We start from the raw sequence: 26600 nt of genomic DNA on the forward strand, positions 1-26600 counted from the left end.
CTAATCCAAAGCGCTGAAGACGGCGTTCTTCACCCGCGCGTGAAGCGCGCGCAGCCCAGCGCGCTCGGTCCGCACCTCCACGATCGAGCGGCCCTTGATTGGCGCCTCCAACGCCTCATCGAGTTCGTCAGGCGTGCTCACCAACCGGTGCCCGACGCCGTACCCGCGCGCGATTGACGCTATATCCGCGGTGTGCGGCGTGCCGAACAGACGCTCGACGGCGGCGCCGTAGCGTTCCAGCGTTGCCGGTTGGCCGTGCTCCAGCAGCCCGAAGATCCCGCCACCGGAATCGTTCAACACCACCACCTGCAGGTCCGCTTCCTCTTCGCCGGTGCCCAGCAGCAAGCCACCGGCGTCGTGCAGGAAGGTGAGGTCTCCCACCAGCAGCCTGGTGGGGATGCCCGCTGCGAGGGCAATACCGCTCGCTGTCGAAATTGTGCCGTCGATGCCCGCAAGCCCCCGGTTCGCGTACACCTCGAGCGGATGCCAGTCACCGGAGGCAACGAGGTCGACGTCGCGGATCGGGTTCGACGAACCAAGCACCAGATTCCCGCCCGTGTGCTCCCACACAGCATCGGCGACGTGGAGCCCGGTCAGGGTCTGATCCTCTTCGAGGAGGAGCCGGATTGCAGCTTCCGCGCGGGCCGAAGCGTCCTGCCACTCCCCAAGCCAGCCCGGTGCACCCTGACCGGCAAAAGCAAGCAACTCATCCAGGGAGCGCAATTGGAGCTCCGTGCGACGCCCCTCCTCGAACCACGGCTGGGGCTCCGGAACAAACATGGCGCGTTCGACGTCGGTGCGCGCTAGCAGCGCTGCCACCGGACGGGACAGCGTAGGCCGGCCGAACACCACAACCTTCTCGATCCGCGGTCCGAAGTCCGCCAGGAGCAACCGGTACGGCGCGATCACTGACGAACCGAACCGTGCGTTCGACGACGGCTCTGCCAACAGCGGCAGGCCCAGATGCTGCGCGAACACGGCGGCAAGTTCCCCGGCTCCATGCCCGGCGAGCACTACCGTCCGGGCGTCAGCAGACGGCGAAATACCCGCCGTCGCCGTTGTCAGGTCCAGCGGCGAATAGGCTGTCGCCGTCGCGCCAGCCGGCCCACCGGCGTCGTGCGTTGGCACCAGCGGGTCGCGGAAAGCGAGATTGACCTGCACCGGTCCGGCAGGGGCGACTCCCCCACGCGCCGCCGCAAGCGCCCGTTCCAGGAACGGGACGGGATCAGTTCCGGCGGGGATGTCGACGGCGGCGCGGACGTGGACACCGAACAGGCCGTCCTGGCGCGTGGTCTGGTTGGCGCCGGTGCCGCGGAGTTCGTCCGGGCGGTCGGCGGAGAGGATCACGAGCGGAACGCCTGCGTGGTTCGCTTCCATCACGGCGCACAGCAGTTCGCCCACAGCGGTACCGGAGGTGGTGAGGACGGCGGCGGGCCTGCGGGACCCAAGTGCTAGACCCAGCGCCGTGAAACCAGCAACGCGCTCGTCGATGCGGACGTGCAGTTTCAGCTGGCCGGCTGCCTCTGCCTCCGCGAGCGCGTACGCCATGGGCGCGCTTCGGGATCCGGGTGCGACGACGACATCGGTTACACCATGAGCGGCGAGGGTTGCGGCCACGCGGCGGGCTGATTCGGTTGCGTCCACTCCCCCATCCTCACACTGATGTGAACCAGAATGGAGTCAGGCCCTGCAAACGCCGCAGATTGGCTGCAGCTTAGAAGAGAAATTCAAAGACGAAGGGTCCGCACTCCCCCAGAGTGCGGACCCTTCAGCGTTGGAGCCTTTTGAGCTACTGGCGACCGCCGCGGTTGTCATCGTTGCGGGGCTTGCCCTTGCCGCGGCCGCGGCCCGGGCGGTCATCACCCTTGCCTGCCCGCTCCTGCGGGAAGACCTGGATGACCGATGGGCGGGGCAGAGCACCCTCGCCGCGGGCGGGCGCTGCGCCTGCCGGTACGTAGTCCGGGAAGAGCGAGCTCTGCGCGCCCCAGGTGCCATCTTCTCCCGGGTGCTGCACGGCGACGAAGACGTTGCGCTCATCGTCGTGGATGATCGGTCCGCAGGTTTCGCCGTCACGTGGCACTGCGAGGAACTGATCCACGCGCCCGCGGTCCGCGCCTTCCAGCCCAACACGGAAGAGACCGTCGCAGAGGCCGATTGTGCCGGGCTGACCGTCCGTCGAAATCCACAAGTTGCCGACGGAATCAAATGCCAGGTTGTCCGGGCAGGAGATCGGTGAGACTTTGTCAGCGGGGTACCCGCTGAAGTAGGTGCTCGAGTTCTTCGCCGGATCGCCGCACACCATCAACAGGTTCCAGGTGAAGCGGGTGGCAGTCTGGTCACCGCCGTTCTCCATGATTTCGACGATGTGGCCGTCACGGTTAAGGGTGCGCGGGTTGGCTTCATCAGCTGGTGCGTTGGTTCCGACACCGCGGAGGATGTTGTTGGTGCAGGCGACGTAGACCTTGCCGGTGGCGAGGTTGGGCTCAACGTCCTCGGCGCGGTCCATCTTCGTGGGGCCCACCTTGTCAGCTGCGAGGCGGGTGAACACAGCGACTTCGGCGGCGGTCATGCCAGGGACAGCCGACGCGTTATTGATGATCAGCGGCAACCACTCGCCGACGCCGTCGAACGCGCCGTCGGAGGGAAGCGCGCCGGTTCCGTTGATCTCCGGGGCCGAGTTTCCCTGGAAACGTGCAACGTACAGTGAGCCCTCAGAGAGCAGAGTCATGTTCGCGCGGCGGTCCTCGGGGCGGCCACCCTTACGGACCTTGTTCTTCGAGACGAACTTGTAGAGGTAATCGAAGCGCTCATCATCACCGGAGTAGGCGACAACCCGACCGTCGTCGGCCACGATCACGTTGGCGCCCTCGTGCTTGAAGCGTCCCAGCATGGAGTGCTTCTTCGGAGTGGACGTCGGATCGAACGGATCGACCTCGATGATGTAGCCGAAGCGGTTCGCTTCGTTCTCGTATCCGGCGTTGCGGGTGTCGAATCGGGGGTCGTCAAGTTCCCACTGGCGTGCGGTGGGCTTTGCCGTAAGTCCGTAGCGGCGGTCCGCTGCGGAGGTACCCGGCGTAGCGAAGTAGCCGTTAAAGTTTTCTTCACCGGAGAGAATGGTTCCCCAGGGGGTGGTGCCGCCGGCGCAGTTGCCGAGCGTGCCGCGGATGGTGCGGCCCTGAGGGTCGTCGATGGTCTTGACGAAGTTCGAGCCGGCTGCTGGACCGGTCAGTTCGTACGGGGTGTCGAGGAGGAAGCGGCGGTTGAGACCCGCACCAACAACGTAGTTCCAGGGAGCGTTGGTGTTCTTCCGCTCAAGTTCGACGACGGACAGTCCGTGTGCCGCACGTGCAGTCGCTCGCACCTCCGCGGCAGGCATGGTCGGCGGGAACATGATGTTTTCGTTGGTGTACTCATGGTTCGCGAACAGGGCAGCGCGGCGGCCCTTGGTGCCCGGAATCTCGATGATGTCCGTGTAGTCGCAGTTGTAACCGAACTGCTGTGCCTGGGCAGCAGCGTTCTGGTTGTTGGCATCAAATGCGGGGGCTCCCTTGAAGATCGGGTCACCCCAGCGGATCACTGGCCGCCAAGCGAATCCCTCAGGCACGGTGAAATCATCGACATCCCATTTCACGGGATCGATGGGCGTGAAGGCAAGCTTGCTCTTCGCTGCGCCGCGCTTTGCGGAAACCGCTGGGGCCAGACGCGTTCCACCCTGACCAGCGTTGGCTCCAACGAGCATGGTCAGTGCACCGACGGCGCCTGCACCCATCACGCTGCGGCGGGACAGTTCATTGGACACAATGTCGCGGAAATAGTTGTTGTCGCTGGTGTTACAGACGGCTGAGGCGCAGGCATTGTCACACTTGAGAGCGCAGGTCACTGCACTGCGCTTTCCGCTGGTGTGGCCGAGCATGGGTAGGAGACGGCGCTTGGTGTCGCTCACTGGTAGACCTTCCGGATACGTTCGGTGTGGGGTGTGTCTCACACTCCCAACCGAAATGAACTGTCACGGGGTCCTTAGGTGAACGCGAGTTCAACCCGCGGCGAATACCGGGTGCCGCCACCAGGGTTCAGATCTTGCCCGAAACCCGCTCAAGCCGGTCCAGCCACCAGGTGGTCAGGTCCGCCGGGGCGCGGTACCGCTCAAGCAGCTCCTCGTCGACTGTCGCCGCCCGCACGGGCAACCATCCGCCGTCGGGCAGCAACGGTTCCGCTGAGACATCCCCTTCCATCAGCGAAAGCGTCCCCAGCCCGCAGGCAAACGGGAGTTCCGGCAGGGCAGCTGCCAGCGCAACGCCGGCGCGGATCCCCACGGAGGTGTCGAGGGCCGAGCTGACGACGGCGGGGAGTCCCGACTGCGCGACAATGTCCAGCGCACGGCGAACCCCGGCGAGCGGCGCCACCTTCACGACGATCAGATCGGCGGCGTCCTCCCGCGCAACCCGGAGGGGGTCCTCGGCCTTGCGGACGCTTTCATCAGCCGCGATCAGGACCGGGATCTGCCGGCGCTTCAGTTCCAGGCGGACCGCCCGCAGGTCCGCGATCTCCATCACGGGTTGTTCCGCGTACTCAAGGTCATACGGGGCGAGGTCCGTGAGCGCCTGAAGCGCTCTTCCCACGTCCCAACCGCCATTCGCGTCCACCCTGAGACGGGCGTCCGGCAGGAGGCGCCGTACCTCGGCCACCCGGGCGACGTCGTCATGCAGTGTTTGCCCAGGTTCAGCAACCTTGATCTTCACCGCGGTCACTTCGCCGAAGCGCGACAAAACGGGTTCGACGTCGGCAGGCGCCACGGCGGGGACCGTCGCGTTCACCGGGATGCGCGTGCGCACTGGAGAAGGGAAACCGTCCCAGCCCGCCTCGATGGCCGAGCGCAGCCAGGCGGCGGCTTCGTCGTCGTCGTACTCGGGGAAGGGAGCGAACTCGCCCCAGCCTGCAGGCCCACGCAGCAGGAGCGCCTCGCGATGCGTCACGCCGCGAAAACTGACTCGCATCGGAATCGAGACAACGCGGGCCGTGGAACGCAGTTCGGCGCTGGACGGGTGCGGCATCCGTCCAGCGTACGCCGAAGCGTTGGGGCGGTCAGGAGAGGGTGGAAACGCCGAGCGTTGCCAGTACACCGAATGCAACGCCCCAAATGATGATCGAGATGACCTGCCACAGGATCACAACGTTCTTGGCGGCTCCGAAGGAGACCATCGCAGCGGACGTGATCTGGCTGGGAAGGACAGTCTGGCCGAGGAGGCTGACACCCGCAACGCCGTACTTGTCGAAGCGCTGACGCAGTTTTTCCTTGCGGGGAGACAGCGGCTTCGGTTCCTTGTTCTGGATCGCCTTCGAGCGCACACCGTGTGCACTGAGCACGAAGATCAGCATCGAGGCAACATTTCCCACAATCGCCGCTGCGATAGCAACGATTGGGTTGATGCCGGCAAGAATGCCGATCACTGACCCGGCATACGATTCCACGAACGGGATCGCCCCAGCCAACATCACTCCCACCCACTGCAATACGTCCGGGAGTGAAGAAGTGAAGTTCTGCAGGTTCTCGATCATGAGGCACGCCTTTCGTTGATGCTGTGAACTGTTGATTCAATCCTTGTCGCCTCCTTCGGGCTCCTGTAGTGCCGCACTGTCACAGCATTGACGGACGGATTGCACGCCCGGTGGATGACAAATGTCATTGCTCTACGCTGGACCCATGGTTCAGTCAGCGCTCCCGCAGAGCCGGGCGGAGGTGTCTTTTCCTCCCGAAACGAACGACGACGGCGGCGGGCCCTCCGCGCAAGGGCGCAGCGTTCACACCACCTGGCTCTACACCCTCGGTTCCATCGTCTTTTTCAGCCTTATCCTTGACGCCCTGCTGCTGATGATGGCTTACTCGGCCATCGAGACACGCACCGCGGGACCGTTGATTTTTCTCCTGCTTGCCGCAAGTGCAATGCACGTCCGCTACAGCTGGTTCCTTCGGGTTGGGCGCGGTGGCGGCCAGCCCCGGACGGCTTGGACACTTGCGCTCCTGGCACCAGCGGCGGCCATCTGGGTGCTCGGTTTCTTCTGGCCCGTCGGTGAGTTCCCTGCGGCGCTCCCGCTGTGGATGGCAATGTGCCTGTGGGCTTCGCTGCTCCCGAAGCGGCAACGCTGGCTCATGCTGGCGGCCGGACTGGCGCTAGTGGCCATTCATCTGTTCCTAGCTTCCCACCCGCCCGATTACTGGCTCGGATTTGGTCCGGATTCCGGGCTCGGCCCAACTCTGGTCTATTCGCTGGGATTCCCTGTGATGCTGTTGAGCAGCCTCTGGTGGTGGGAAATTGTTGTGAAACTCGATGAGCACCGGCGCACTGCAGCGGAGCTCGCGGTCACTCAGGAGCGGTTGCGGTTTGCAGCTGACCTACACGACATTCAGGGCCATCACCTGCAGGTCATCGCCCTCAAAGCGGAACTGGCCGAACGGATGCTGGCGATCGATCCCGACACTGCTCGGCAGCACCTCCACGACACCCGTCTCATCGCGAAGCAGGCGTTAGAGGAAACCCGCTCGCTGGTCTCCGGGTACCGGGACAGCGCTCTGGACGATGAATTGGAGAACGCTCAGGCCGTCCTGACCGCAACGGGCGCCGAGTGTGACCTCGAGGTCGGCGTTCTCCCTACTGATGCCGGTGTGCTTCACGCACTGGCGATGGCCGTCCGCGAGGCAACCACCAACATCCTCCGGCACAGCAACGCCTCGAAGGTCTCGATCCAATTCGCCACATCCCCTAATGGGAGCTTGCATCTTGAGATCGTCAATGACGGCCTTGTGCCGGGCCCACTCACCGGACGGACTTCCGGGACAGGGCTTGCCGGTCTTCGGGACAGGGTGACCGCGCTCGGCGGCACGCTTGAGACCCGTCTGGACGTTGAGGGTGACCGGTTTGAGCTCCGCCTGTCCATTCCGTCAGGAACTGCAGCGTGAGCGAATTGCTCGACCAGAAAATTCGGCTGCTCATTGCCGACGACGAACACCTGATCCGGGGCGCCCTCGAAGCGTTGCTGGCCCTCGAACCGGATATCGAAGTGGTTGCCAGCGCCGACAACGGGCTGGCCGCCGTCGAGCTTGCACAGAGCGCTAAACCCGACATCTGCCTCCTCGACCTCGAAATGCCGGGCGCCGACGGATTGGAAGCCGCCGCGCGGATCCTCTCCACAGTTGCCACCAGGGTGGTTATTGTGACCAGGCATGCCCGCCCAGGGGTGCTCAGGCGGGCGCTGGCAACGAGGGTTTCCGGTTTCGTTCCGAAGTCCACTCCGGCTGAGGAACTCGCGGACGTGATCCGGGACGTGGTTGCCGGCAAGCGCTATATCGATCCCGAGATCGCTGCGACGGCGTTGACTGCCGAGCGGTGCCCGCTCACCGAGCGCGAACTCGACGTCCTGCGCCACAGCCGAACCTCCGCACCGGTGCAGCACATTGCCGGGCAGCTGCACCTGGCACCGGGCACGGTGCGCAACTACCTTTCCTCCGCGATGGCCAAGCTGAACGCAACGTCGAGGCACGATGCCGCCGAGAAGGCCTGGCAACAGGGCTGGATCTGATCGGAACCATCTTCGGGCTGTGTCAGTGTTAACCAGGTGATCTCCACCCAGTCGACTACTGAACACCGCTATCGGATTGCCGCCAGGCAACCCGCGCTCTTCCTACTCGGCGCACTGGGTTGTTTTGCTGCCTTGGGCTACACCTACTGGGCTTTCGTCAGGACCACCACCGGCCAGTTCGCGGATGAATCGGCGTGGCGGGAGGCGGACATTGCCGCCCCGGACAGCGAGTTGCCGCTGCTTCAGTTCCTGGACAGCCTGCCCCTGATCTCGGTATTCATCGCCGCCGCAGTGATCCTGTTCGTGACGCTGGGACGACGCCGGTGGGTCGCCGCGGTGATAGCGCTGGGGACAATAGTCGGGGCCAATCTGACCACTCAGGTGCTCAAGAACCTTGTTCTGGATCGGCCTGACCGCGGCGTGCCCACCCTCGACTTCAACTCCCTGCCATCGGGCCACACCACGCTCGCCGCGTCAGCAGCCGCGGCCATCTTCCTCGTGGTCTCCCCCCGGTGGCGCCCGCTTGCGGCAGCCGCCGGTGGAGCATATTCGGTGCTGGCCGGAGCCGCGACGTTCATCAACCTCTGGCACCGCCCTGCCGACGTCGTCGCCGCTTTCCTCGTGGTGGGTGCGTGGACACTGCTCGGCGGACTGCTCATCATGCGCACCGGCAATCCTTGGAATGTGTGGTCGGGATACGACGAGCACTGGGCCGCGTCCCGGCTGTGGCTCATGGTGTGTTGTGTTCCCGGGTTGCTCGGGCTGGCACTGTCATTGGGCTTGTACATCTACGTTCAGTGGATCGGACCGGCGCCCGTCCCCGGAACAGCGAGTGTGCCGTTGTTCTTCTGGTCCGGTCTGGCGCTGATTCTCGGTGTCGGATTCACCCTCAGCGGGACGGCCTGCTGGCTGTTCTCGGCTCAGGCTCGTCTCCGCAGCGAGGAGTGAGCACGTATCCCTTGCCTGTCTAAAGGGCCCGGGAACCGAAAACGGGTAGACCATAAGTGCCAGCCATCCGAGTGCGAAGAGTGTCTGATAGGGCCAATGGGTACGGCGAAGATTCGAAGCAGCATCTGATCGTTCCCTCGCGTAGAAGGGAGACCCTGGTGGAAGACGGGTGCTCAGCTTGCTGGCTGGGGGACTTGCTCTAGCCAGTTCCAGAGGGCGGACTCGCGGGCGGCGTCGTAGGATTCGACCGATGACGCCGTGGCCTTGGTTTTGTGGATGTACTCACCGGTGACGGCGGCGGTAATGGCGAGGTCCGCGTCGGCGAGCTTCGAGCCTGCTGGCCCCGGGGTGTCCACGAGGGACGTAGCCGAGAGCAGCGGGATGATCTTGCTCATCAGGAAAGGAAAGGCACCACCGGCCTCACGCGCGAGCCCCGTGCCGAGGTCGAACCCGCTTGGACGGAATATTTTCGGCAAAGCCCAGCGGGGTGCGGGCATTGTTCCCGCGGTGTGGCGGAGATCTCCGAAGTGGGCGTCACTGACCGTGACGACGATGCGCGCCGGCGCCTGGAGGTGCGGATGCAATTGCCGAGGGAGCTGATGGGTGGACATGACGTTCATCGCGAAGGTCTTCTCGTAGCCGTCGATCGTGGTTTCGAGCGAGCACCCTTCGGGTACGAGCCCGACGTGATTGTCTACCATCCCAAGGTTTTGTCGGCTCCGCTGGTAGCGGATGCCATGCGAGTGCCGCATGTCGTGGTCGAGATTGCGCCGGCGCTTACGCCTACCGGAGCTATTCCTGCCGCAGGCACAGTTGCTCGCAGCCTCAGACCACTATATTGAATGACCTACAGAGCAGCTGGCGCCGCAGCGACCATGTTACGGTCCCTGCTCGAAGTCGTGCGCACCACTCTCGGGTGCAAAGAAGCGCAGATCCTCCTCACCCGCAATCACCCTCCTGCCCATCAACCCCGCCATCCTTCCGCGTCCACGACTGGCCGGACTTGGTATACCTGGGAGCGGCCGGCACCACGCAGGGCGAAGCGCAGTGCAGGACGGCTTGCATGCAAGGGCTGGGCTGGATCACCAAGCTCTTTCGCGTGGCTGGGCCGGGTATCGCCCCCACCAATACCGGTGAGTGGCAATTTCTAATCGCCACTCACCGGTAAGTACAAGGAAAGAAGAAATTCATTTAAGCACTCCTGTGCAGTGCGGTGGTCCGGGTAAGACTTAGGTCATTAAGCCCACTGGGGGCTTTCTTTATGGGGAGTATGAATTGAAGTCTCTTCTTCGTCGCGCCGTCATGCCGATGTCAGTTTCAGTAGCCGTTCTTATTGGCGGGCTAGCAGCGCCCGCTACGGCTCAAACACCTTCCGTCAACCCGATCCTCAGTGAGGTTGGGCTTGAGGAGCAAGAAGCCGCGAAAGCAGCCGAGGTCAATGAGTGGGTGGTCCCTGCAAAGGTGAACAGAACCACTAAAGGCGGGAACCCGAAAGGCGATTACCAGGAGCAGAGCGTCTCCCCAGATTCCATCCAGCGGATGGCTCTAGCCCCTGCCACTGAACGGCTCGGGGTTTTGCCGTATTACCCATTCCACCAGATAGAGCTTTATGGGGAGACGACCGCAGCGGTCAACCTCTCCACCGGCAACCTGGTCGTCGCCAACTCAACGTTGAGCACGAACTCGCCGGGTGTTTCCGCGCAATATGCCGAGTTCTACAACAGCCTCGACCCATCCCAAGGATCTCTCGGCGGCAGGTGGCGTGCATCCTTCGGGCAAGACATCGGCCTACTTATCGCCGCCGACTCGGTGACCTTCAGGGATGCGACCGGCATCTCGCAACGGTTCACAAAAAACACGGCAGGCGCATGGGTCCCCCCAACGGGCCTCAAAGCCCAGCTAAAGCAGGAGACAAACGGGAACTGGCTGCTGACCTACAACCAGTCCGGGGAGAAGCTAACCTTCTCCGCAGGCGGTAACCTGCTCCGTAACACGGACCGGAACAACATCGGCATGACGTACGCTTACGCGAACAATAAGGTCGTGTCCATGACCGACGCTGCGGGCCGGGTCAGCACCATCACCCAGGCCGCCGGGAACACCACCATCGATCTTCCCGACTCCCGCGACATCATTTACAGCAAGGACGCCCAGGGTCGGCTGATCAGTGCACAGAACCCGGAGAACAAGATGGAGTACATCTACAACAGTGCCGGCCTTCTCCACCAAATAGAACAGCGAGACACCGTATACCCATCTGTGACGGGGTGGTATAGGACCACGTTCGCGTATGACACTACGGGTAGGGTCATAAGCATCGAGCAAACACACGTTGTCACCGACGGCGACGGAAGCATCACGGATGAGAAGACGAAGAGCACTGGGTTTGCCTACGGTACCGATCAGACGACGGTGACCGATCCAGCCGGTAATCCTTCGAAAATCAATTTTGATTCTGAAGGTCGCCAGATTTCGGCAGTAGATCAGCTTGGCCGGACGAAATCCCAAAGCTGGACGGCGAACAGTGACGTGCTGTCCGTTACCAGCGGAGCGTCGGCCGGCGGACCCGCGGGCGATGTCACCGAATTCGAGTACGACGCCCTGGGGAACCGCTCCGCAGCTCGCCTACCAACCGGTGCCGCGGCAACCGCAGCCTACGCCGCGACTTCAACCTGCCCGTCCGACGGAACCGGTGACCCCTACCAGGTCAAATGCTCCACTGACGCCCAGGGCAACAAGACCAGCGTCTCCTACGACACAACAGGCAACCTTCTCAGCACCACGGATCTGAAGACCAACACCAAGAACCTCACCTACAAACGCGAAGTGGCTGACAGGTCTGTGTGCGGTGCTTTCGCGGGCATGGTGTGCGCATCGACCGATGAAAACGGGAAAACAACCACCTATACCTACGACGCGGACGCGAACTTGACCAGCGTTATCCCTCCAGCGCCGCTGGGGAAAACCACGTACACCTACGACCAGATGAGCCGGCCAATCACCACTGTCGACCCGGCAGGCACCGAACTGGGATTTTCCTACACGGGGGATGATCGCATCTTCGCCACGACCTACAACGGCGACACCACAGGCAACCGCATCTCACACAACCGTGACTACAAGGGCATGAGCTTTTCTTATGATGCCCTCGACGAGGCATACCCCCGCGATCTCGGACCGTCCTTGTCCCAGCTGAAAATCAGAAACGGCATTTATGGCGATCCGCTCTCCCAGGTCATCAGTCGCAACGGCGAGGGCCTCACCATGGAATCAACCTCTGATACCCGCGGCAACCTCACACAGACATACATTTTTTCCGACGGATCCCTACCGCGCACATACTCAGATACCTTCTTCAACTACGACGCGGCGAACCAAATGACTCGTAGCAGTTCCAGTGACACCGCTACCTGTACCACCACTACGGCGATCGCGGCGAACACGGACTGCCTCGCGTACAACTACGACAGCCGCGGACGCGTCGACGTCAAAGCGCTCCCCGGTGGTACGAAGCAGACCACTGCGTATGATGCTTCCGACCGAATCACCCGAACGACCGTGAAAACCGCTACCGCCGCTGTCCTCTACGACGTGTCCTACAACTACAAGGGCGCCGACGGACTCGACAAAGCACTCCTGCAGTCCAAGACCTCCCACGTCGAGCAAGGCATCACAGCGGGAGCTATGACCACCTACACCTACGACTCGAAGAACCGCCTCACCGCGGCCACCGAAAAAGCAGGCACCACGACCACAGCGTCATGGGCGTACGCCTACGACAAAGCCGGTAACCGCACCAGCGTCACCTACGCCGGCAACACCGGCTCCCCCGCCGGCACCACCACCTACACCTACAACGCCGCGAACCAGGTCATTGCCTCAAGCAAGAACCCCACAGGGTGGACCTTCGACGCGTCCGGCAACCTCACCAAGAACCCGCAAACCGGGGTTAGCCACACCTACGGGGTCCGCCAAGAAGTTCTCACGACCACCAAGGGCACGACGACTCTGAAAGGTAAGTACTGGGCCGCCGGTAACACCAACCGCACCCACGCCAACGGGACCGAAGAATTCAGGACCATCCTCGGACTCACCGAAACACGCACCAACGGGACACCGACCAAGTACACCCGTGACCCCCAGGGCAACCTGCTCAGCTCCACCACCGGAACCACGAAAACCTATTACGTCACCGACAAGCAAGGCTCCGTCGTCCTACTCCTCAACGGATCCGGACAAAAAATCGGCGCCTACAGCTACGACCCCTACGGCGTCACCCGCTCCATCAACGGAACAGCAGCCCAAACCAACCCCTTCCGCTACATCGGCGGCCAGCTCGACTCCACCACCGGCCTGTACAAGTTCGGGGCACGCTACTACGACCCAGCAATGGGACGCTTCACCCAACTCGACCCATCCGGCCAAGACCCCCACTACACCTACGCAGGAAACAACCCCATCAACTACACAGACCCGACAGGTCTGAGCTTTTGGTCTGAATTTGGAGGCGAGCTCGTCACCGGCTTAGTGAGCTTAGTTGGTGGTCTTGCCTTCGCTGGATCAAAAACTCCCGTGGGAATAGTAGGAAGCCTTGCAGTCGGGTGCGCGGCAGGCGCCGCTGGCTCAGTGATTAGTCAGGGCGAAGACGGGGGCAACATCGACGGCGAAACAGTCCTAGGTGGATGTGCCGGGGGTGCCGTTATGGGTCTACTCGGCTTCGGCATAGGAAAGTGGAAGATGGCCGAATGACTGAAAACCAAATCTACATAGCTGGCCTGTTCGCTGGACTAATAATCGGCCTCGTACTAATGGGAACGGCGTGGCTAAAACGCAAGCCGCATGAGGCCCTCGATAGTCCGAGGCTTCGCCCTTGGATGATTCCGGCTTTCACGTTCATCGGATTTAGCTTGGTATGTAGTGGGATTCTCATCATCACTAATTGGTAACCGATTTTTGTAAGCACCAACCAACTTGCCGCGGTTACAGGCATTGCATCTAAGGTCCCGGTCTGGCTCGTGTTGCATCATTCGGCGAGACTGGTAATCCCGTAGTGAACTACGGGTGGTGGCGGGAAGTGAGCATAACGGTCACCGCCAAGAGAAGAGAAGTGAACGTTCTGTCGGCAGCTCGTCGGTTGGTAGCGGTGAACAGCCCATCTGAATAGAAGCAGGACCTTGACCTCAAGTCAGGGTCCTGCTTCTATTAGAAGCAGGATCCACCGGCGTGGGCGGCGCCATGGTCGGACTTTCGAAGGCAACACTCGGAACCGCCATTGCTAGAGGGTTGGCGGCTTGCGGTGCAGGCATCGCGTGGTCCGCTCGCCTTCGACAGCCAGATGCTATACGACCCTGACAACGACCATTGGGCCATGCGCTCCACACCGCAGCCCGTTCGAGGGCGCCTTACCGCTGCCCTGGGGCTAGGGCCCAGACGTGGGAGTGGAATGTGCCACCCACGAAACGCAGGACGGGATTGCTCGTGGCGCATTGATTAGATGGGCCCAATTTATCTGCCGGTGAGGTGTATGCGTTCGCCGTGGGGGCTGAAGAGGCCGATGATTTCGACTGGGTCAGGGGTTGCGCTTGCGATTGTGTGGGGGACGCATGTGTCGAACTGGGCTGCTTCACCGGAACCGCGGTGGCGCTTTCGCCCTGTCGACCCTGATCGGCGCGGGTATGTTCGGCGTGCTGCTCTTCCTCGCCTACTACCTCCAATCAAACCTCAACATGACTCCCGTACAAACGGGACTGTCGTTCCTACCCTTCAGCGGATGCATCATTCTCACGGCCATGATCGCACCCTCCCTCATCCCCCGATGTGGTGAAAAAACCCTGCTGGTGCTCGGAGCGACCATCGCGGCCCTCGGCATGGCGCTACTGTCCCTGCTGCAAAACCCGTCAACATTCCTCACCGGCATCCTCCCTGGGGAAATCATCGTCGGTCTCGGCCTCGGGCTGATCTTCGTACCGCTGAACTCCATCGCACTATCGAGGGTTGATCCGCACGACATGGGGGCAGCGAGCGCCGTGGTCAACACCACACAGCAACTTGGAGGCGCCATTGGAGTTGCCCTCCTCAACACCATCTTCGCCTCAACCATAGCCGGGGCAGCCCTGTCAAGCGCCGGAGGCGCGACGGATACCCAAAGCATTGACGGCTACAAAATGGTGTTCCTCGTCGCCGCTGCACTTTTCGCGGTGGGCGCCGTTATCGCAGGAGCACTGATGCGCCGAACTCGAGTCGTCGCCGTTGGGAAGATATAAAGTGCTCTATGCCCAGTTCGCGGCCGGCTCTGGGTGCTCGAATCTATTTAGTTCTCGCCCGCTTTCGTCAGGTGCCTCCTGCGCGGCGGCACCCACAACCAGAGCGCTCCCGCACCGATCAACCCAAGCACGCCGGTGGTCCAGATCCCGCCGGCCAGGCTCGCAACCGCGGTTACCGCAGAGACGGTTCCGGGCCCGGCCATGGTTCCGATGTCCGTCAGCAGCCTCCAGATCCCAAGGAATTGGGGCCTGCCCGGTGATGGTGAGAAATCCGCCCCCAGCGTCATGACGATCCCCGACCCGATTCCGTTGCCGAACCCGATCAGCATCGCGACGAGCAGCAGGCTGAGGGCATCATGTGTGAACGGCAGCGCCAGCAGTCCCGCACCCATAATGATCATGCAGGGTACAGCGACCCAGCGCCTCCCGTAGAGGTCCATTACCTTGCCTGCGGGGTAGAAGATCAGCATGTCGATCGCGCCGGACAAGCCGTAGATGAGTGCCGTCGTCGTCGGGTCCAACCCGATCTCCTGCGCCCACAGCGGGATGACCGCCTGCCGGGTGGCGCGGACGGCGGCGATCAGCAGCACTCCGACGCCTACTGTGGCGAAGATTCGGGTGTGGCTGCGGAGGATCGCACGAACGGTAGCGGGCGCTGGAGCATCGTCCACAGCGCCCGTCGACGGTGCCTTGCGGGTTCGGGCCACCAGTTCCGGAACTCGGTAGCTCAGCACCGCCGCTGCGACACTTGCCGCGGCACCCACCCAATACGCGCCGTCGAGCCCGCCGAAACTCATGGCGAGCGCACCGGCGAAGGGGCCGATGAACACGCCGATCCGCGTCACCCCGCCCAGGGTGGAGAGTGCCCGTGCACGGAAGTCGACCGGTACAGCCTCCGTCAGGTAGCTCTGCCGTGCGAGACCGAACACCGCACCGGCCATGCCGACCATGAACACGGCGGCTGCGAAAACGAACAGGTTGGGCGCCGCGAGGGCCAGCACCATGGCCGCGGCACACCAGAGCGACGCTCCGACCAGCGACCACCGCTCCCCGAATCGCGTGGTGACCAGCGTGGCCGGGACGTTCGTGACCAATGACCCGATCCCAGTGAGCGTAATGATGAGTGCCGCCGTCGGAATATCCGCGCCAAGTTCCCGCGCCGACAGCGCAATGACAGGGACAATTGAACCGATTGCGGCGCCATACAGCAGTGACGGACCGTACGCGCCGACAGCTATCTTGCGGAGGCTGAACGGTTCCTGAGGCACCGTTCAACGCTAGCGCACGGCGGGCGAACAGTGCCCCTGTCAGTCCGCGCCCAGACGCTCTTGCGATAATTGTCCAGGACCATAGGCGGAAGAGGCGGGAAATGACCGGCGTTGAATCACGGCGGCAGCATCTGCGGGTAGTGCTGCTCGGCATCGACGGTGCCGGCAAGACAACGGTTGCCCGCGCCGTCGTCGGCTCGCTGCGGCAGCAGGGCCAGTCGGCGTACCTGTACCGCAATCCGGGTGGGCGGCGGACCCTCAACCGCTGGGCGTCGCGCTACGCTGCCACCGCCGAGGCCCTCCTCGGAACCCGCGTCCTTGACGCCGTCGAGACGTCCCTCCGCGTTGGTTCGGTACTTCGTTCGGAATTAAGCGCACGACGACGGCGGGGGGTCGTCGTCGTCGACCGGCACCTTTGGTGCCAGCTGGCACTGCGGAAAGTGCGCGGTTTACGCGCTGGCGCAGTGCTTCCGTGGTTGCTCCGGATACTGCCGCAGCCGGATCTGGTGGTCTACCTCGGGGTGGACCCTGCCGTTGCGGCGGAGCGCATCTCGACGAGGGCTACCGATGAGGAGACGCTCGAGTTCCTCACCGAACTTGATGCTGCGTACCGGTCCCTTGCCGACTTCTCGCGGTTCGTTGTGCTTGATGGCAACGGGTCCAGCGAACAGGCCGCGGCGGCGATGCTGGCTGCGATTCAGGAGCGGCCGCTCCGGGTAACCTAGCTCCCCTGCCGCTCGAGCCACTTCCAATGCGCGAGGGTGCGCAACCGGGTCAGGAGCGCCCGCGACTGCTCGGGACCGTAGGGCAGGATCGGGATGGCTTTGGTCATGTCGACCGATGCTTCGTCCATCGCCACCTTGGTCACCCGGACGGCGCTGCGCATCTTGTTCAGCTGCGTGGTCACGAAGTCGATTCCCACTGGAGCGCCGTGACCGGGTACGAACACCTCGTACAGATCCTCGAGGGCAGCGATCTTCGCCAGCGTGCGGATCCAGTCGCTCGGGAAGGAACCACCAAAATTGGGGTCTGCGCCTTCTTCGACCAGGTCCCCCGTAAAGAGCACGTTCGCTGCTCCCACCAGGAGATCGTGGTCAGTATGGCCCCGGCCGAGGTGGAAGAGGGTCACTGATATGCCACCGAGGTCCAGATCTACGGGCGAGCCGGCAACCAGCCTGTTCGCGGGCACTATGCCGGTGTGCGCGCCGTCGTTAGCGGCCATGGCTGGCTCCGAGTAGGCGACCTCCCCGCGTTGTTCCTCACCCAGTTCAGCGACGACGGCGGCACACCGCTCGGTCGCCCAGAAGTCCTCGACGCCGTTCGCTGCGAAGTAGGCGTTCCCAAACACGTGGTCGAAGTGTGCGTGCGTGTTGACCACCGAGAGCGGCCTGTCGGTGAGCTGCCGGACCGCGTCCAGGATTTCGGCGGCCTGTTGCGGGCCTGTGCCGGTGTCGATGACCAGGGCGCGTTCGGTGCCGACCACAAGTCCCACATTCATCCGGTAAGACTCGGTCTGCAGAACCCAGGTGTGATCCCCTAATTGCTGCCAGGGGGACTGGTCGGCGTTGAGCTCAGTCATGACTTCCTCTCGCGTTTACGACAGTGCTAAGCGTATCGGCAGGGTACCGCGGTGAGCGAAGCAAGGGCTGGGGCACCGTTCCCGGCTAGAGATCAGCCAGCAAGCCACCCGGCTTCTCGATCGCGTCCGCCACGTAGCGCAGGAACCCACCGGCCACACCGCCGTCGCACACGCGATGGTCGAACGTGAGCGTCAGCTCGGTGACCTTCCGGACCGCTAGCTCCCCGTCCACCACCCACGGCCGGTCGATGATCCGACCCATTCCAAGGATTGCCGCTTCCGGATGATTGATGATCGCCGCACTGCCGTCTACACCGAAGACTCCGTAATTGTTCAGCGTGAACGTTCCGGAGGTCAGCTCCGCCGGGGTCGCCTTGCCATCGCGTGCGACGGCGGCTAGTCGCCGGATCTCGGCGTCCAGTTCGCGGGCGTTCAGCCGATCCGCGCGGGACACGCTGGGAACCATGAGCCCACGGTCGGTCTGCGCGGCGATCCCCAGGTTGACGCCGTCGAACGTGAGGATCTCATGGCTGCCGTCTTCCCGCTCGACAATCCGTGTGTTGAGCTCCGGGTACTTCGCGAGACCGGCGAGCACGAACCGCGCCACGAACGCGAGGAGGCCCGGCGTGGAATCCGGCTGCCGTCGCTTCAGCTCGGCGCGCAGGTTGACCAGGGCGGTGGCGTCCACGTCCACCCAGACAGTGGCTTCCGGTATTTCCCGGCGGCTGCGCGTCATGGCCTCCGCGACGGCCTTGCGCACACCCTTTACGGGGGTCCGCTCGGCGATGCGCAGGCCGCTGCGACGGTCGACGTCGGTTGCACTGTCTGTCGCGGTTGAAGCAGTAACAGGCTTCTCGGCAACGGGCGAAGCAGCACCACCAGCGGCAAGCGCCTGCTCGACGTCGCGGCGCAGGATCATTCCATCGGCACCGGTTCCGGGGACGTCGCGAAGATTCAACCCGGCATCGCGGGCGAGTTTCCGTACCAGCGGCGAGACACACAGGACTGCGCGGGCGCCGGCCTCGGGCACGGGTGTCTGCGAGGCCGACGACGGCGAACCTGCCGTCCTAGAATCCAGCGAACTCCCCGTCACCCCACCCTTTCGCCGGCGCGTACGCCCACTGGAACCCGACCCGGATGTACCGTAACCGATCAGGACGTTGCCCGACCCGGAGTCTTCAGCTGTTTCCGTCACGGTGGGCGCAGCGGCAACCTCTTCCTCAGAAGGAACTTCGACGCCGGCGCGCTCCTCTTCCCGGTATTGCTCCGCTTCTGCGACGGGCGCGCCTGACGAAGCTGGAGTTACCGAGATCAGCGGAGCACCAACGTTGATGGTTGTTCCAGCTTCACCGTGCAACTGAGTGATGACCCCGGCGAACGGCGACGGCACCTCCACCATGGACTTCGCGGTCTCGACCTCGGCAACCGGTTGGTCCACCACTACGGTGTCGCCCTCGGCCACGAGCCAGTTCACCAGCTCGGCCTCGGTCAGTCCTTCGCCGAGGTCCGGCAGCAGGAACACCTTAGCGGTTGTGGATAAGGCCTGGGCGCTCATGCGTCCTCCCACTGCAGCTCATCGACGGTGTCGAGGATCCGGTCAACGCTGGGCAGGAAGAAGTGCTCCAGCTTCGGCGACGGGTACGGGATGTCGAATCCGGTCACCCGGCGCACCGGCGCAGCGAGGGAGTGGAAGCAACGCTCCTGCACCCGGGCAACGATTTCCGACGCAACGGACGCAAAGCCCGGCGCCTCCGCGATGACCACGGCCCGCCCGGTTTTCCGCACACTCGCGGTCACGGTTTCATCATCAAACGGCACGATCGACCGGACATCGATCACCTCGAGGCTCCGGCCCTCTTCCGCAGCTGCCGCAGCCGCCGCAAGGGCAGTTGGCACGGAGGGTCCGTAGGCGATCAGCGTCGCGTCTGTGCCCTGGCGGGCGACGACGGCGCGACCCACGGCGGAGCTGGAAGCCGCGCGGGCGTCGTCGTCGGCTGCTTTCCGCAGCTCGTCAAGGTCCAGGGTCTCCTTGGCCCAGTACAGCTTCTTGGGCTCCAGGAACACCACGGGGTCGGGAAAGCGGATCGCCTCGCGGAGCATGAGGTACGCATCGCGGACCGTGGCGGGCGCGAGGACCGTCAAGCCGGGGGTGTGCGCGTAGTAGGCCTCGGAGGAGTCGCAGTGGTGCTCCACGCCCCCAATTCCGCCGGCGTAGGGGATCCGGATGACCAGCGGCAGCTTCACGCGGCCCTTGGTGCGGTTCGGCATTTTGGCGACGTGGCTGACGACCTGCTCGAACGCCGGGTAGGCGAAGGCATCGAACTGCATTTCGACGACGGGGCGCATGCCGTTCATCGCCATCCCCACGGCCATGCCCATGATCCCGGCTTCGGCAAGAGGAGTGTCAAAGCAACGCTCCTCGCCGAACCGGGCGGTCAGCCCGTCCGTGATGCGGAAGACCCCACCCAGGGGCCCGACGTCCTCACCGAACATGACAACCGACGGGTCGGCTTCCATCGCATCGGCGAGCGCGGCGTTGAGCGCTTTCGCGAAGGTGAGCGGCTGAGCACCCGTCTTAACGGACGCCGCTTCCACTTGTGGGCCGGTTCGGACGGCAGTGTCAGTCATCGCTGCGCCCCTTCCGGGGACATCTCGCGGGAGAGTTCTTCCCGCAGTTGGGCGGCCTGTTCGCGGAGCTGGCTGGTCTTTTCGGAGTACACATACTCGAACAGGTCCGCCGGGTTGAATTCTGGTTCCGAGTTCAGTCCGTCGCGCAGGGTGGTGGCCGTGTCCTCAGCGGCTTTCGTGATGTGCCGTTCCACCTCTTCCGTGAGGAGGTTGAGGTTGGCCAAGTAGGTGCGCATCCGGGTGATCGGGTCCTTCGGCACCCACTTCTCGACGTCGGCCTGCAAGCGGTAACGCGAGGGGTCATCGGCGTTGGTGTGCGCCTGCATCCGGTAAGTGTGGGCTTCCACAAGGGCCGGTCCGCCGCCGTCGCGCGCCCGGTCCACCGCCTTGCCGAGGACCGACATCATCGCCGCGAGGTCATTGCCGTCCACCCGCTCCCCCGGCATGCCATACCCGATGGCCTTGTGCGCCAACGACGGCGCCACGGACTGGTTCTTCAGCGGAACCGAGATGGCATATTCGTTGTTCTGGATGAGGAAGACCACGGGCACGTGGAAGACGGCGGCGAAGTTCAGTGCCTCGTGGAAGTCGCCCTCGCTGGTGGCGCCGTCCCCGCACATCGCCAGGACGACGGTGCTCTCGCCGCGCAGCTTTGCGGCGTGGGCTACCCCGACGGCATGCAGCAACTGGGTTGCCAGCGGTGTAGCCTGCGTGGCGGTCTTGTGCTCGTGTGGGTCATAGCCAGCGTGCCAGTCGCCGCGCAGGAGGGTCAGCACCTCGAGGGGGTCAACGCCGCGTGTGATCACCGAGACTGTGTCGCGGTAGGTCGGGAAGAGCCAGTCGTCCTTTTCGAGTACGACGGCGGCAGCCACCTGACACGCTTCCTGACCGTGGGAGGACGGGTAGACAGCCATCCGGCCCTGACGGACGAGAGCGTTTGCCTGCTCATTGATGCGGCGCCCGATGACGAGCTTCTCGTAGGCGGCAAGGAGTGCGCCGCCGTCGGGAAGCGGGTAACGGTCATTGTGGACGTGACCGCCGTTCTGATCCACTAACTGAACCGGCTGTGCGGACGGGAGCATGAACTCCTCCGCGGAAGGGGTAGCATCCTGCGAACGGCCGCCGCGCCTCATTGACTCGCCGTACTGATTCCCGGTTGAAATAGTCATCTCTACCTCCATCAGCCGCCGTGGCTTACGTTGGCGGCCCCTCTGCCTGGACGCACCCGACTGTTGCGAGTGACGATGGTCTGTAACCCAATTATCCGTGTGACAGTTGTTTCGTATCCACTAAACGCCTGAATCGTGGATCATTGGTGGTGGCACGGGTATTCTTAGAGACAGATTGTCAGTGTGACCTGGATTACGAACGGAGCGGTAGACAAAATGGGTGAGCAGCCGCTTGATGAGGTGGACCGGAAGATCCTCGCGGAACTGACTCGGGACGGGAGGCTCTCGGTAACGGCGGTCGCGGAGAACGTGCACATTTCGCGGGCGCACGCCTATTCGCGCATTGCGCGCTTGACGGAAAGCGGGATCCTCACCAAGTTCACGGCGCTGATCGATCCCATCAAAGCGGGGCTTCGGTCCTCGGCGTACGTGACGCTCAAGGTCCGCCAGCACGCGTGGCGCGAGCTCAAGGAGAAACTGCGGGCAATACCGGAGATTCACCACATTGCACTAGTGGGAGGCGACTTCGATGTGATCCTGCTGGTCCGTGCGGAAGACAACGTTGACTTGAGGCGCGTGATTTTTGATCAGCTGCAGTCAATGCCCGGGGTGCTGGATACTCAGACGTTCCTCGTTTTCGAGGATGTGGACACCCGGTAGGGAGTTGCGGAGCCCAACTCGCCAGCCTGAATAAGTTCGGGCGTGCGGCGGGTCGCCCGTGAGATATAGGTCTCACGCTAAGCGCTCACTAAAGATCTCTTTGGGGACGGCAACGGTCACTGGGATGCCGCGCTGACGGAGATGGGGCATGCTGGGCAAGTACCTCTTCCGCAACTCTCGGCGAAGCGACACCGGAAGGAAACGTTTAAGCTGAGATAATAAGTGCGCTTATCATCTCAGGATCCTGTTACTTCTGTTTGCTGGGTGTCGGTGCTTATCGGGCTCCCAGGAGGTTGTTTTGAACGAACAAGTGCAAATCAAAATGACGACTTCCGCCCTATCAGAGGCTGGGCTGAGCGTCGAGGATCTATGGGTTCGTTACTACGGGCTTGGCGGGGCTATCTCAGCGTTCGAGGTCCAGTCCTACCTGACGGGCCTCCTCTCCTTACCGTCCCATGAGCGGAATCTCTTAGCAGAAGCTGCGAACGAATTGCTGGAGCTAACGGCGGTGCAGACCCGTGTGCCGGCCGATACCAAGGACACTGTCGAGTTCTCGCGGGAGGATTTACGGCGTGAGATCGGCGCGGCAGGTGCTTTTATGTTCAGCGTCAACGAGCAGGAAAGTGAACGCCTGGCCGCGTTGGACGGGACCCAGTTGCTGGATTCCGAATCTGAAGCCCGGTTCGATCGGTTCACTCAGCAGGCGAGGGATCACTTTCATGTCAGCTCTTCAATTATCGCTTTGCTCGATGCCCGGCGCATGTTCCTCAAATCCGTACTGGGACCAGTTGAGCAGAATTTGCCTCGGGAGATTACCTTTTGCCACGCGACGGTTCGCAATGCTGGCCCGCTCATCATCAACGACGCTCTCGAAGACGAACGATTCAACAGGAACCCCCTTGTGCTCGGAGAGCCGTTCATACGTTTCTACGCCGGGTACCCACTGCGGGGGCCGGGTGGGTGGACCGTTGGCACGCTGTGTGTCATCGATCAGAAACCACGCGAGTTTTCAGACAACGACAGACGCTTCCTGAAAAAACTGGCCCACCTCGTGGAAGAGGAAATCAACGCCTAACCCAGAAACGGGGCTTACAAATCTACTCTGGTCGGCTTAGATGAAGTGGGTTTGGTTCATCCGGCATGAGGATCTGACCTCAACACTGTAGCGGTGCTCTTTCGAGCACAGCGAAAGGTAAGTAGGCTGAGTAATTACCCTGGGTCGAAGTGCGAAGCGTTAGGGGTGGGCAATGCAGGAGTTTCTATCAGAGCCAACGCATGAGTTGCTCGCCCAGGCCTCGCGGCTACTGGCCCACGTCTGGAACGAACATCTCCTGGAGCTAGGGATCACGTACGCCGGCTACATCGCTTTGTCCGCGGCGGCAGCGAATCCAACCTCCCATCAGGCCACACTTGCGCAAGTACTGCACGTCAAAACGCCTACCATTGGCGGGACGCTCGACCGACTGGAGGAACAAGGGCATGTCATCACGCATCGCAAGCCTGGTGACACCCGATGCCGGGTTATTCGCCTCACGCCCCGCGGTCAGGATGCCCTTCGCTTGGGACGAGAAATAGAGCAATCCCTCCTAGCGGGAGCCGAGGGGTTGCGCGCCCACCTTCTTCAACTTCTTCCCCGAATCATGCAGCAGCAAGGCGCCGCTTAATCCCTGTCAATAAGCGTGAGACAAGGTCGCATCACCAGATTTAATAAGAGAGCCTAGTAGTCAGCATGCTTCCTATTTAATGCCTTTTGTGGTTACGGTTAGGTCACACAAACCTCGGTGGGGGCCGACTACACCTGGTCACTCACACTCGGAGGCATAGATGGAAGAAACACTCAGAAGCGGTCTGGCGACGGTTGTCGAGTTCGTCCCGAAACTGTTGCTGTTCCTGGTCATCCTGATCGTGGGACTCCTCATAGCCAAAGCGATCTCCAAAGCGTTGTCCAAGCTTCTCGAGAAGGTCGGTTTCGATCGCGCGGTTGAGCGCGGCGGCGTGAAGAAGGCCCTGGCCAAGTCGTCCCTGGATGCCAGCGACATCATCGCGAAGATCCTTTACTACACTCTCGTTCTGTTCGTGTTGCAGTTCGCCTTTGGGGTGTTCGGGCCCAACCCGGTCAGTGATCTGCTGGGAAGCATCATCGCGTTCCTGCCCAAGATCATCGTCGCAATCATCATCGTCATCATCGCCGCTGCTATCGCCGCTGCAGTCAAGACGCTGATTCAGAACACGCTCGGTGGGCTTTCCTACGGCAAAGTCCTGGCAAACATCGCCAGTATCTTCATCCTCGGTCTGGGCATCATCGCCGCCCTGAACCAGGTGGAGATCGCCACGACTGTCACCACACCGATCCTCATCGCAGTTCTTTCCGCGATAGTCGGCGTGATCATCGTCGGCGTTGGCGGCGGGCTGATCAAGCCAATGTCCCAGCGCTGGGAGCACTACCTGAACAAGGCTGAAGAAGAAGCACCCCGCCTGAAGGCTGAAGCCCGGAACTCACCCTCCGCCAAGGAGCAGCTGAAGAGCAAGGCTCAGCAGGCGAAGCCCAAGACACAAACCAACGATGGATCCGGCGCCCACCGGATCTGATTCATCCAAACTCCCGAGCAATATCAACGCAACAACACTGATAAAGGAGAACACCATGATTTCCCAGAACAATATTTCCCAGATCCTCGAAGCCGGCGGCAACGTCATCGATAACGACGGCCAGAAGATTGGCTCCGTGGGCCAGGTCTACGTCGATGACCAGACCAACGAGCCCAACTGGGTCACCGTCAATACGGGCCTGTTCGGTTCCGGTGAGTCGTTCGCTCCTCTGGAGGGTGCATCGCTGGAGGGCAATGACGTCCGCGTGGGCTACGACAAGTCCACCGTCAAGGACGCACCCCGCGTGGCTGCTGACGGTCACCTGAGCGAAGCGGAGGAAGCCGATCTGTACCGCTACTACGGCCTCACCGACAGCTACGGTGCAGGCACAACAGGTGACTACGACACTCACACCGATGCTGACCGCGGCATCGTCGGCCACGACACTTCCGGGCCCACCACCGATGATGCGATGACCCGCTCAGAGGAACAGCTCCACGTCGGCACCGAACGCCGCGAGGCAGGACGTGCGCGACTGCGTAAGTACGTTGTGACCGAGAACGTCACCAAGACGGTCCCAGTGCAGCGCGAGGAAGTTCGCATCGAACGTGAACCAATCACCGACGCAAACCGTGGTGACGCTATGGGCGGACCCGAGATCAGCGAGGAAGAACACGAGGTTGTCCTTCACGAAGAGCGCGCCGTCGTCGAGAAGGAAGCCGTACCGGTTGAGCGGATCCGCCTGGATAAGGAAACCGTCACCGAGCAGCAGACCGTCAACGAGGAAGTCCGCAAGGAACAAATCGACACCGACGACGTCGACAACCGCTAACTACGACGGGAAGTCACTCGCACCACCTAGTTTTGAGGAAGAGATCATGAGCACTAGCGCAGGATCAGCACACGACGGACCCGATGACAACGACAAGGTAGATCAACGCCACCGCCAAGTCGATCGCCATCATGACGTTGACCGGGACCAGCGGGATCATCTGCTGGAACGTGAGAAGGAAGAGTTCGGCGGTATCAAGATCGGGTCGGCGTTCTTCGGCTGGCTCACTGCCACCGGCACCGCGATCCTCCTCACCGCCCTGGCAGCCGCATTGGGCGCAGTCGTGGGCAACGTGACGAACACTGACGTTGCGAGCCAGGCTACTCAGGACCCGCAACAGGCCGGCATCATCGGTGCGATCGTTTTGGCAGTAATCCTGTTCATCGCCTACTACTGCGGCGGTTACGTCGCAGGGCGGATGGCACGCTTCAACGGAATGAAGCAAGGCATCGCAGTGTGGGTATGGGCTATCGTCATCGCGATCATCGTAGCCATCCTCGGTGCCATCGCCGGGGATCAGTTCAACATCCTCGCCCAGCTCAACAGCTTCCCGCAGATCCCCAACGCGGAGAACATGACCACAGCCGGGATCATCTCAGCGGTCATCGCCGCTGTGGTTGCCCTCATCGGGGCAATCCTCGGCGGCCTGGCCGGCATGCGTTTCCACCGCAAGGTCGACAAGGCAAACCTGGTCGACAACCACTAACCAAATACCCCGAGTTACACATGAGATGGAGGCAGCACCATGAATATCGATAAGCAACAGATCATCGACCTGCTGAAGAACCGTGGAGATAACGATAAAGCCGATCAGGCGCAACAGGAACTACCCGATCAGGTCGACACCGACCAGGACAAAGACCTGCTGGACAAGTTCGGCATCAACCCTCAAGACCTGCTAGGCAAGCTCGGGGGCTTCGGAGGGTAACCAGCTCCTCCCCTAACAATATCTAGTTCGTAGTGGCGGGCCCCCTGGGGCCCGGCACTACGCGTTTCTCAGACGCGGAGAGCACTAGAGCAGTCACAACGTTGGGCAATATTCGTAGGGATGCTTCCAACAGCCGCACGCCCCAGTTGTTGAACATCGCC

At 62.5% G+C, this 26600-nt stretch carries 23 protein-coding genes; 13 read left to right on the top strand and 10 right to left on the bottom strand.

The window, feature by feature from the left end; translation table 11 throughout:
- From menD to ACWA1U_RS16865, 4 genes are all read right to left on the bottom strand, one after another.
- Positions 1–1644 (bottom strand): 2-succinyl-5-enolpyruvyl-6-hydroxy-3-cyclohexene-1-carboxylic-acid synthase, encoded by a 1644-nt coding sequence (gene menD / locus ACWA1U_RS16850; protein WP_463723290.1) that lies wholly within the window; start codon positions 1642–1644, stop codon positions 1–3.
- Between the two features lie 145 nt (positions 1645–1789).
- Positions 1790–3913, bottom strand: coding sequence for a PhoX family protein (locus ACWA1U_RS16855; protein WP_463725077.1), 2124 nt, complete (start codon positions 3911–3913; stop codon positions 1790–1792).
- Positions 3914–4070: 157 nt separating this feature from the next.
- Positions 4071–5051 (bottom strand): o-succinylbenzoate synthase, encoded by a 981-nt coding sequence (locus ACWA1U_RS16860; protein WP_463723291.1) that lies wholly within the window; start codon positions 5049–5051, stop codon positions 4071–4073.
- 31 nt (positions 5052–5082) lie between these two features.
- Positions 5083–5556, bottom strand: coding sequence for a hypothetical protein (locus ACWA1U_RS16865; RefSeq protein WP_463723292.1), 474 nt, complete (start codon positions 5554–5556; stop codon positions 5083–5085).
- Between the two features lie 145 nt (positions 5557–5701).
- Here ACWA1U_RS16865 and ACWA1U_RS16870 point away from each other — a divergent pair, with 145 nt between their 5' ends.
- Genes ACWA1U_RS16870 through ACWA1U_RS16880 form a run of 3 tightly spaced genes read left to right on the top strand, consistent with a single transcriptional unit; the run spans position 5702 to position 8523 of the window.
- Positions 5702–6955 (top strand): sensor histidine kinase, encoded by a 1254-nt coding sequence (locus tag ACWA1U_RS16870; protein WP_463723293.1) that lies wholly within the window; start codon positions 5702–5704, stop codon positions 6953–6955.
- Positions 6956–6960: 5 nt separating this feature from the next.
- A complete protein-coding gene (locus ACWA1U_RS16875) occupies positions 6961–7575 on the top strand; it encodes a response regulator (RefSeq protein WP_463725078.1) in 615 nt (204 codons plus the stop codon).
- Positions 7576–7611: 36 nt separating this feature from the next.
- Positions 7612–8523, top strand: a complete 912-nt coding sequence (locus tag ACWA1U_RS16880; RefSeq protein WP_463723294.1) for a phosphatase PAP2 family protein — start codon at positions 7612–7614, stop codon at positions 8521–8523.
- 173 nt (positions 8524–8696) lie between these two features.
- Here ACWA1U_RS16880 and ACWA1U_RS16885 read toward each other — a convergent pair whose 3' ends face one another.
- The gene (locus tag ACWA1U_RS16885) at positions 8697–9224 is read right to left on the bottom strand and encodes a hypothetical protein (protein ID WP_463723295.1); all 528 of its coding nucleotides are present in this window, start codon (positions 9222–9224) and stop codon (positions 8697–8699) included.
- A gap of 574 nt (positions 9225–9798) precedes the next feature.
- Between ACWA1U_RS16885 and ACWA1U_RS16890 the strand changes: the two genes are divergently transcribed.
- Complete coding sequence (locus tag ACWA1U_RS16890; protein ID WP_463723296.1) at positions 9799–13272, top strand: RHS repeat-associated core domain-containing protein; 3474 nt, start codon at positions 9799–9801, stop codon at positions 13270–13272.
- An 854-nt stretch (positions 13273–14126) separates the two neighbouring features.
- Entirely contained in the window at positions 14127–14786 is a 660-nt protein-coding gene (locus ACWA1U_RS16895) for an MFS transporter (protein WP_463723297.1), read from the top strand.
- Positions 14787–14833: 47 nt separating this feature from the next.
- Here the strand turns inward: ACWA1U_RS16895 and ACWA1U_RS16900 are convergent, their stop codons facing one another.
- On the bottom strand, positions 14834–16054 hold the full coding sequence (locus ACWA1U_RS16900; protein WP_463723298.1) for an MFS transporter: 1221 nt from the start codon (positions 16052–16054) through the stop codon (positions 14834–14836).
- A gap of 101 nt (positions 16055–16155) precedes the next feature.
- On the opposite strand from ACWA1U_RS16900, the gene ACWA1U_RS16905 reads away from it, so the two are divergent.
- Positions 16156–16779, top strand: coding sequence for a dTMP kinase (locus ACWA1U_RS16905; protein ID WP_463723299.1), 624 nt, complete (start codon positions 16156–16158; stop codon positions 16777–16779).
- Here the strand turns inward: ACWA1U_RS16905 and ACWA1U_RS16910 are convergent.
- The 4 genes from ACWA1U_RS16910 to pdhA form a co-directional block, all read right to left on the bottom strand.
- Positions 16776–17633: an MBL fold metallo-hydrolase gene (locus tag ACWA1U_RS16910; protein ID WP_463723300.1), complete on the bottom strand. Its 858-nt coding sequence runs from the start codon at positions 17631–17633 to the stop codon at positions 16776–16778. The genes ACWA1U_RS16905 and ACWA1U_RS16910 overlap by 4 nt on opposite strands.
- A gap of 85 nt (positions 17634–17718) precedes the next feature.
- A complete protein-coding gene (locus ACWA1U_RS16915; protein WP_463723301.1) occupies positions 17719–19188 on the bottom strand; it encodes a dihydrolipoamide acetyltransferase family protein in 1470 nt (489 codons plus the stop codon).
- The gene (locus ACWA1U_RS16920) at positions 19185–20261 is read right to left on the bottom strand and encodes an alpha-ketoacid dehydrogenase subunit beta (protein WP_463723302.1); all 1077 of its coding nucleotides are present in this window, start codon (positions 20259–20261) and stop codon (positions 19185–19187) included. The genes ACWA1U_RS16915 and ACWA1U_RS16920 overlap by 4 nt, the downstream gene beginning before the upstream one ends.
- Positions 20258–21394, bottom strand: coding sequence for a pyruvate dehydrogenase (acetyl-transferring) E1 component subunit alpha (pdhA, locus tag ACWA1U_RS16925; protein WP_463725079.1), 1137 nt, complete (start codon positions 21392–21394; stop codon positions 20258–20260). The genes ACWA1U_RS16920 and pdhA overlap by 4 nt, the downstream gene beginning before the upstream one ends.
- A 252-nt stretch (positions 21395–21646) precedes the next feature.
- Between pdhA and ACWA1U_RS16930 the strand changes: the two genes are divergently transcribed.
- From ACWA1U_RS16930 to ACWA1U_RS16960, 7 genes are all read left to right on the top strand, one after another.
- Positions 21647–22090 carry an Lrp/AsnC family transcriptional regulator gene (locus ACWA1U_RS16930; protein WP_463725080.1) on the top strand — a complete coding sequence of 148 codons (444 nt, stop codon included), beginning with the start codon at positions 21647–21649 and terminating at the stop codon, positions 22088–22090.
- A 298-nt stretch (positions 22091–22388) separates the two neighbouring features.
- Entirely contained in the window at positions 22389–23165 is a 777-nt protein-coding gene (locus tag ACWA1U_RS16935) for a GAF domain-containing protein (protein WP_463723303.1), read from the top strand.
- Between the two features lie 172 nt (positions 23166–23337).
- On the top strand, positions 23338–23754 hold the full coding sequence (locus tag ACWA1U_RS16940) for a MarR family winged helix-turn-helix transcriptional regulator (RefSeq protein WP_463723304.1): 417 nt from the start codon (positions 23338–23340) through the stop codon (positions 23752–23754).
- A 160-nt stretch (positions 23755–23914) separates the two neighbouring features.
- Positions 23915–24679, top strand: coding sequence for a mechanosensitive ion channel family protein (locus ACWA1U_RS16945; protein ID WP_463723305.1), 765 nt, complete (start codon positions 23915–23917; stop codon positions 24677–24679).
- Positions 24680–24734: 55 nt separating this feature from the next.
- Positions 24735–25511, top strand: coding sequence for a DUF2382 domain-containing protein (locus ACWA1U_RS16950; protein ID WP_463723306.1), 777 nt, complete (start codon positions 24735–24737; stop codon positions 25509–25511).
- A 46-nt stretch (positions 25512–25557) separates the two neighbouring features.
- A complete protein-coding gene (locus tag ACWA1U_RS16955; protein ID WP_463723307.1) occupies positions 25558–26217 on the top strand; it encodes a hypothetical protein in 660 nt (219 codons plus the stop codon).
- Between the two features lie 39 nt (positions 26218–26256).
- Complete coding sequence (locus tag ACWA1U_RS16960) at positions 26257–26439, top strand: hypothetical protein (protein WP_463723308.1); 183 nt, start codon at positions 26257–26259, stop codon at positions 26437–26439.
- Positions 26440–26600: the final 161 nt, after the last annotated feature.

The organism is Arthrobacter sp. TRD_SC_6 (genome assembly GCF_055361185.1).

Bases quoted from the DNA above. Each gene is read 5' to 3' on its own strand.
- ACWA1U_RS16870 (WP_463723293.1), top strand. From the start codon at position 5,702: ATGGTTCAGTCAGCGCTCCCGCAGAGCCGGGCGGAGGTGTCTTTTCCT.
- ACWA1U_RS16895 (WP_463723297.1), top strand. From the start codon at position 14,127: ATGTGTCGAACTGGGCTGCTTCACCGGAACCGCGGTGGCGCTTTCGCC.
- ACWA1U_RS16940 (WP_463723304.1), top strand. From the start codon at position 23,338: ATGCAGGAGTTTCTATCAGAGCCAACGCATGAGTTGCTCGCCCAGGCC.
- ACWA1U_RS16885 (WP_463723295.1), bottom strand. From the start codon at position 9,224: ATGGTAGACAATCACGTCGGGCTCGTACCCGAAGGGTGCTCGCTCGAA.
- ACWA1U_RS16915 (WP_463723301.1), bottom strand. From the start codon at position 19,188: ATGAGCGCCCAGGCCTTATCCACAACCGCTAAGGTGTTCCTGCTGCCG.
- ACWA1U_RS16930 (WP_463725080.1), top strand. From the start codon at position 21,647: ATGGGTGAGCAGCCGCTTGATGAGGTGGACCGGAAGATCCTCGCGGAA.
- ACWA1U_RS16860 (WP_463723291.1), bottom strand. From the start codon at position 5,051: ATGCCGCACCCGTCCAGCGCCGAACTGCGTTCCACGGCCCGCGTTGTC.
- ACWA1U_RS16960 (WP_463723308.1), top strand. From the start codon at position 26,257: ATGAATATCGATAAGCAACAGATCATCGACCTGCTGAAGAACCGTGGA.
- ACWA1U_RS16955 (WP_463723307.1), top strand. From the start codon at position 25,558: ATGAGCACTAGCGCAGGATCAGCACACGACGGACCCGATGACAACGAC.
- ACWA1U_RS16910 (WP_463723300.1), bottom strand. From the start codon at position 17,633: ATGACTGAGCTCAACGCCGACCAGTCCCCCTGGCAGCAATTAGGGGAT.
- ACWA1U_RS16855 (WP_463725077.1), bottom strand. From the start codon at position 3,913: ATGCTCGGCCACACCAGCGGAAAGCGCAGTGCAGTGACCTGCGCTCTC.
- ACWA1U_RS16950 (WP_463723306.1), top strand. From the start codon at position 24,735: ATGATTTCCCAGAACAATATTTCCCAGATCCTCGAAGCCGGCGGCAAC.
- pdhA (WP_463725079.1), bottom strand. From the start codon at position 21,394: ATGAGGCGCGGCGGCCGTTCGCAGGATGCTACCCCTTCCGCGGAGGAG.
- ACWA1U_RS16905 (WP_463723299.1), top strand. From the start codon at position 16,156: ATGACCGGCGTTGAATCACGGCGGCAGCATCTGCGGGTAGTGCTGCTC.
- ACWA1U_RS16920 (WP_463723302.1), bottom strand. From the start codon at position 20,261: ATGACTGACACTGCCGTCCGAACCGGCCCACAAGTGGAAGCGGCGTCC.
- ACWA1U_RS16945 (WP_463723305.1), top strand. From the start codon at position 23,915: ATGGAAGAAACACTCAGAAGCGGTCTGGCGACGGTTGTCGAGTTCGTC.
- ACWA1U_RS16865 (WP_463723292.1), bottom strand. From the start codon at position 5,556: ATGATCGAGAACCTGCAGAACTTCACTTCTTCACTCCCGGACGTATTG.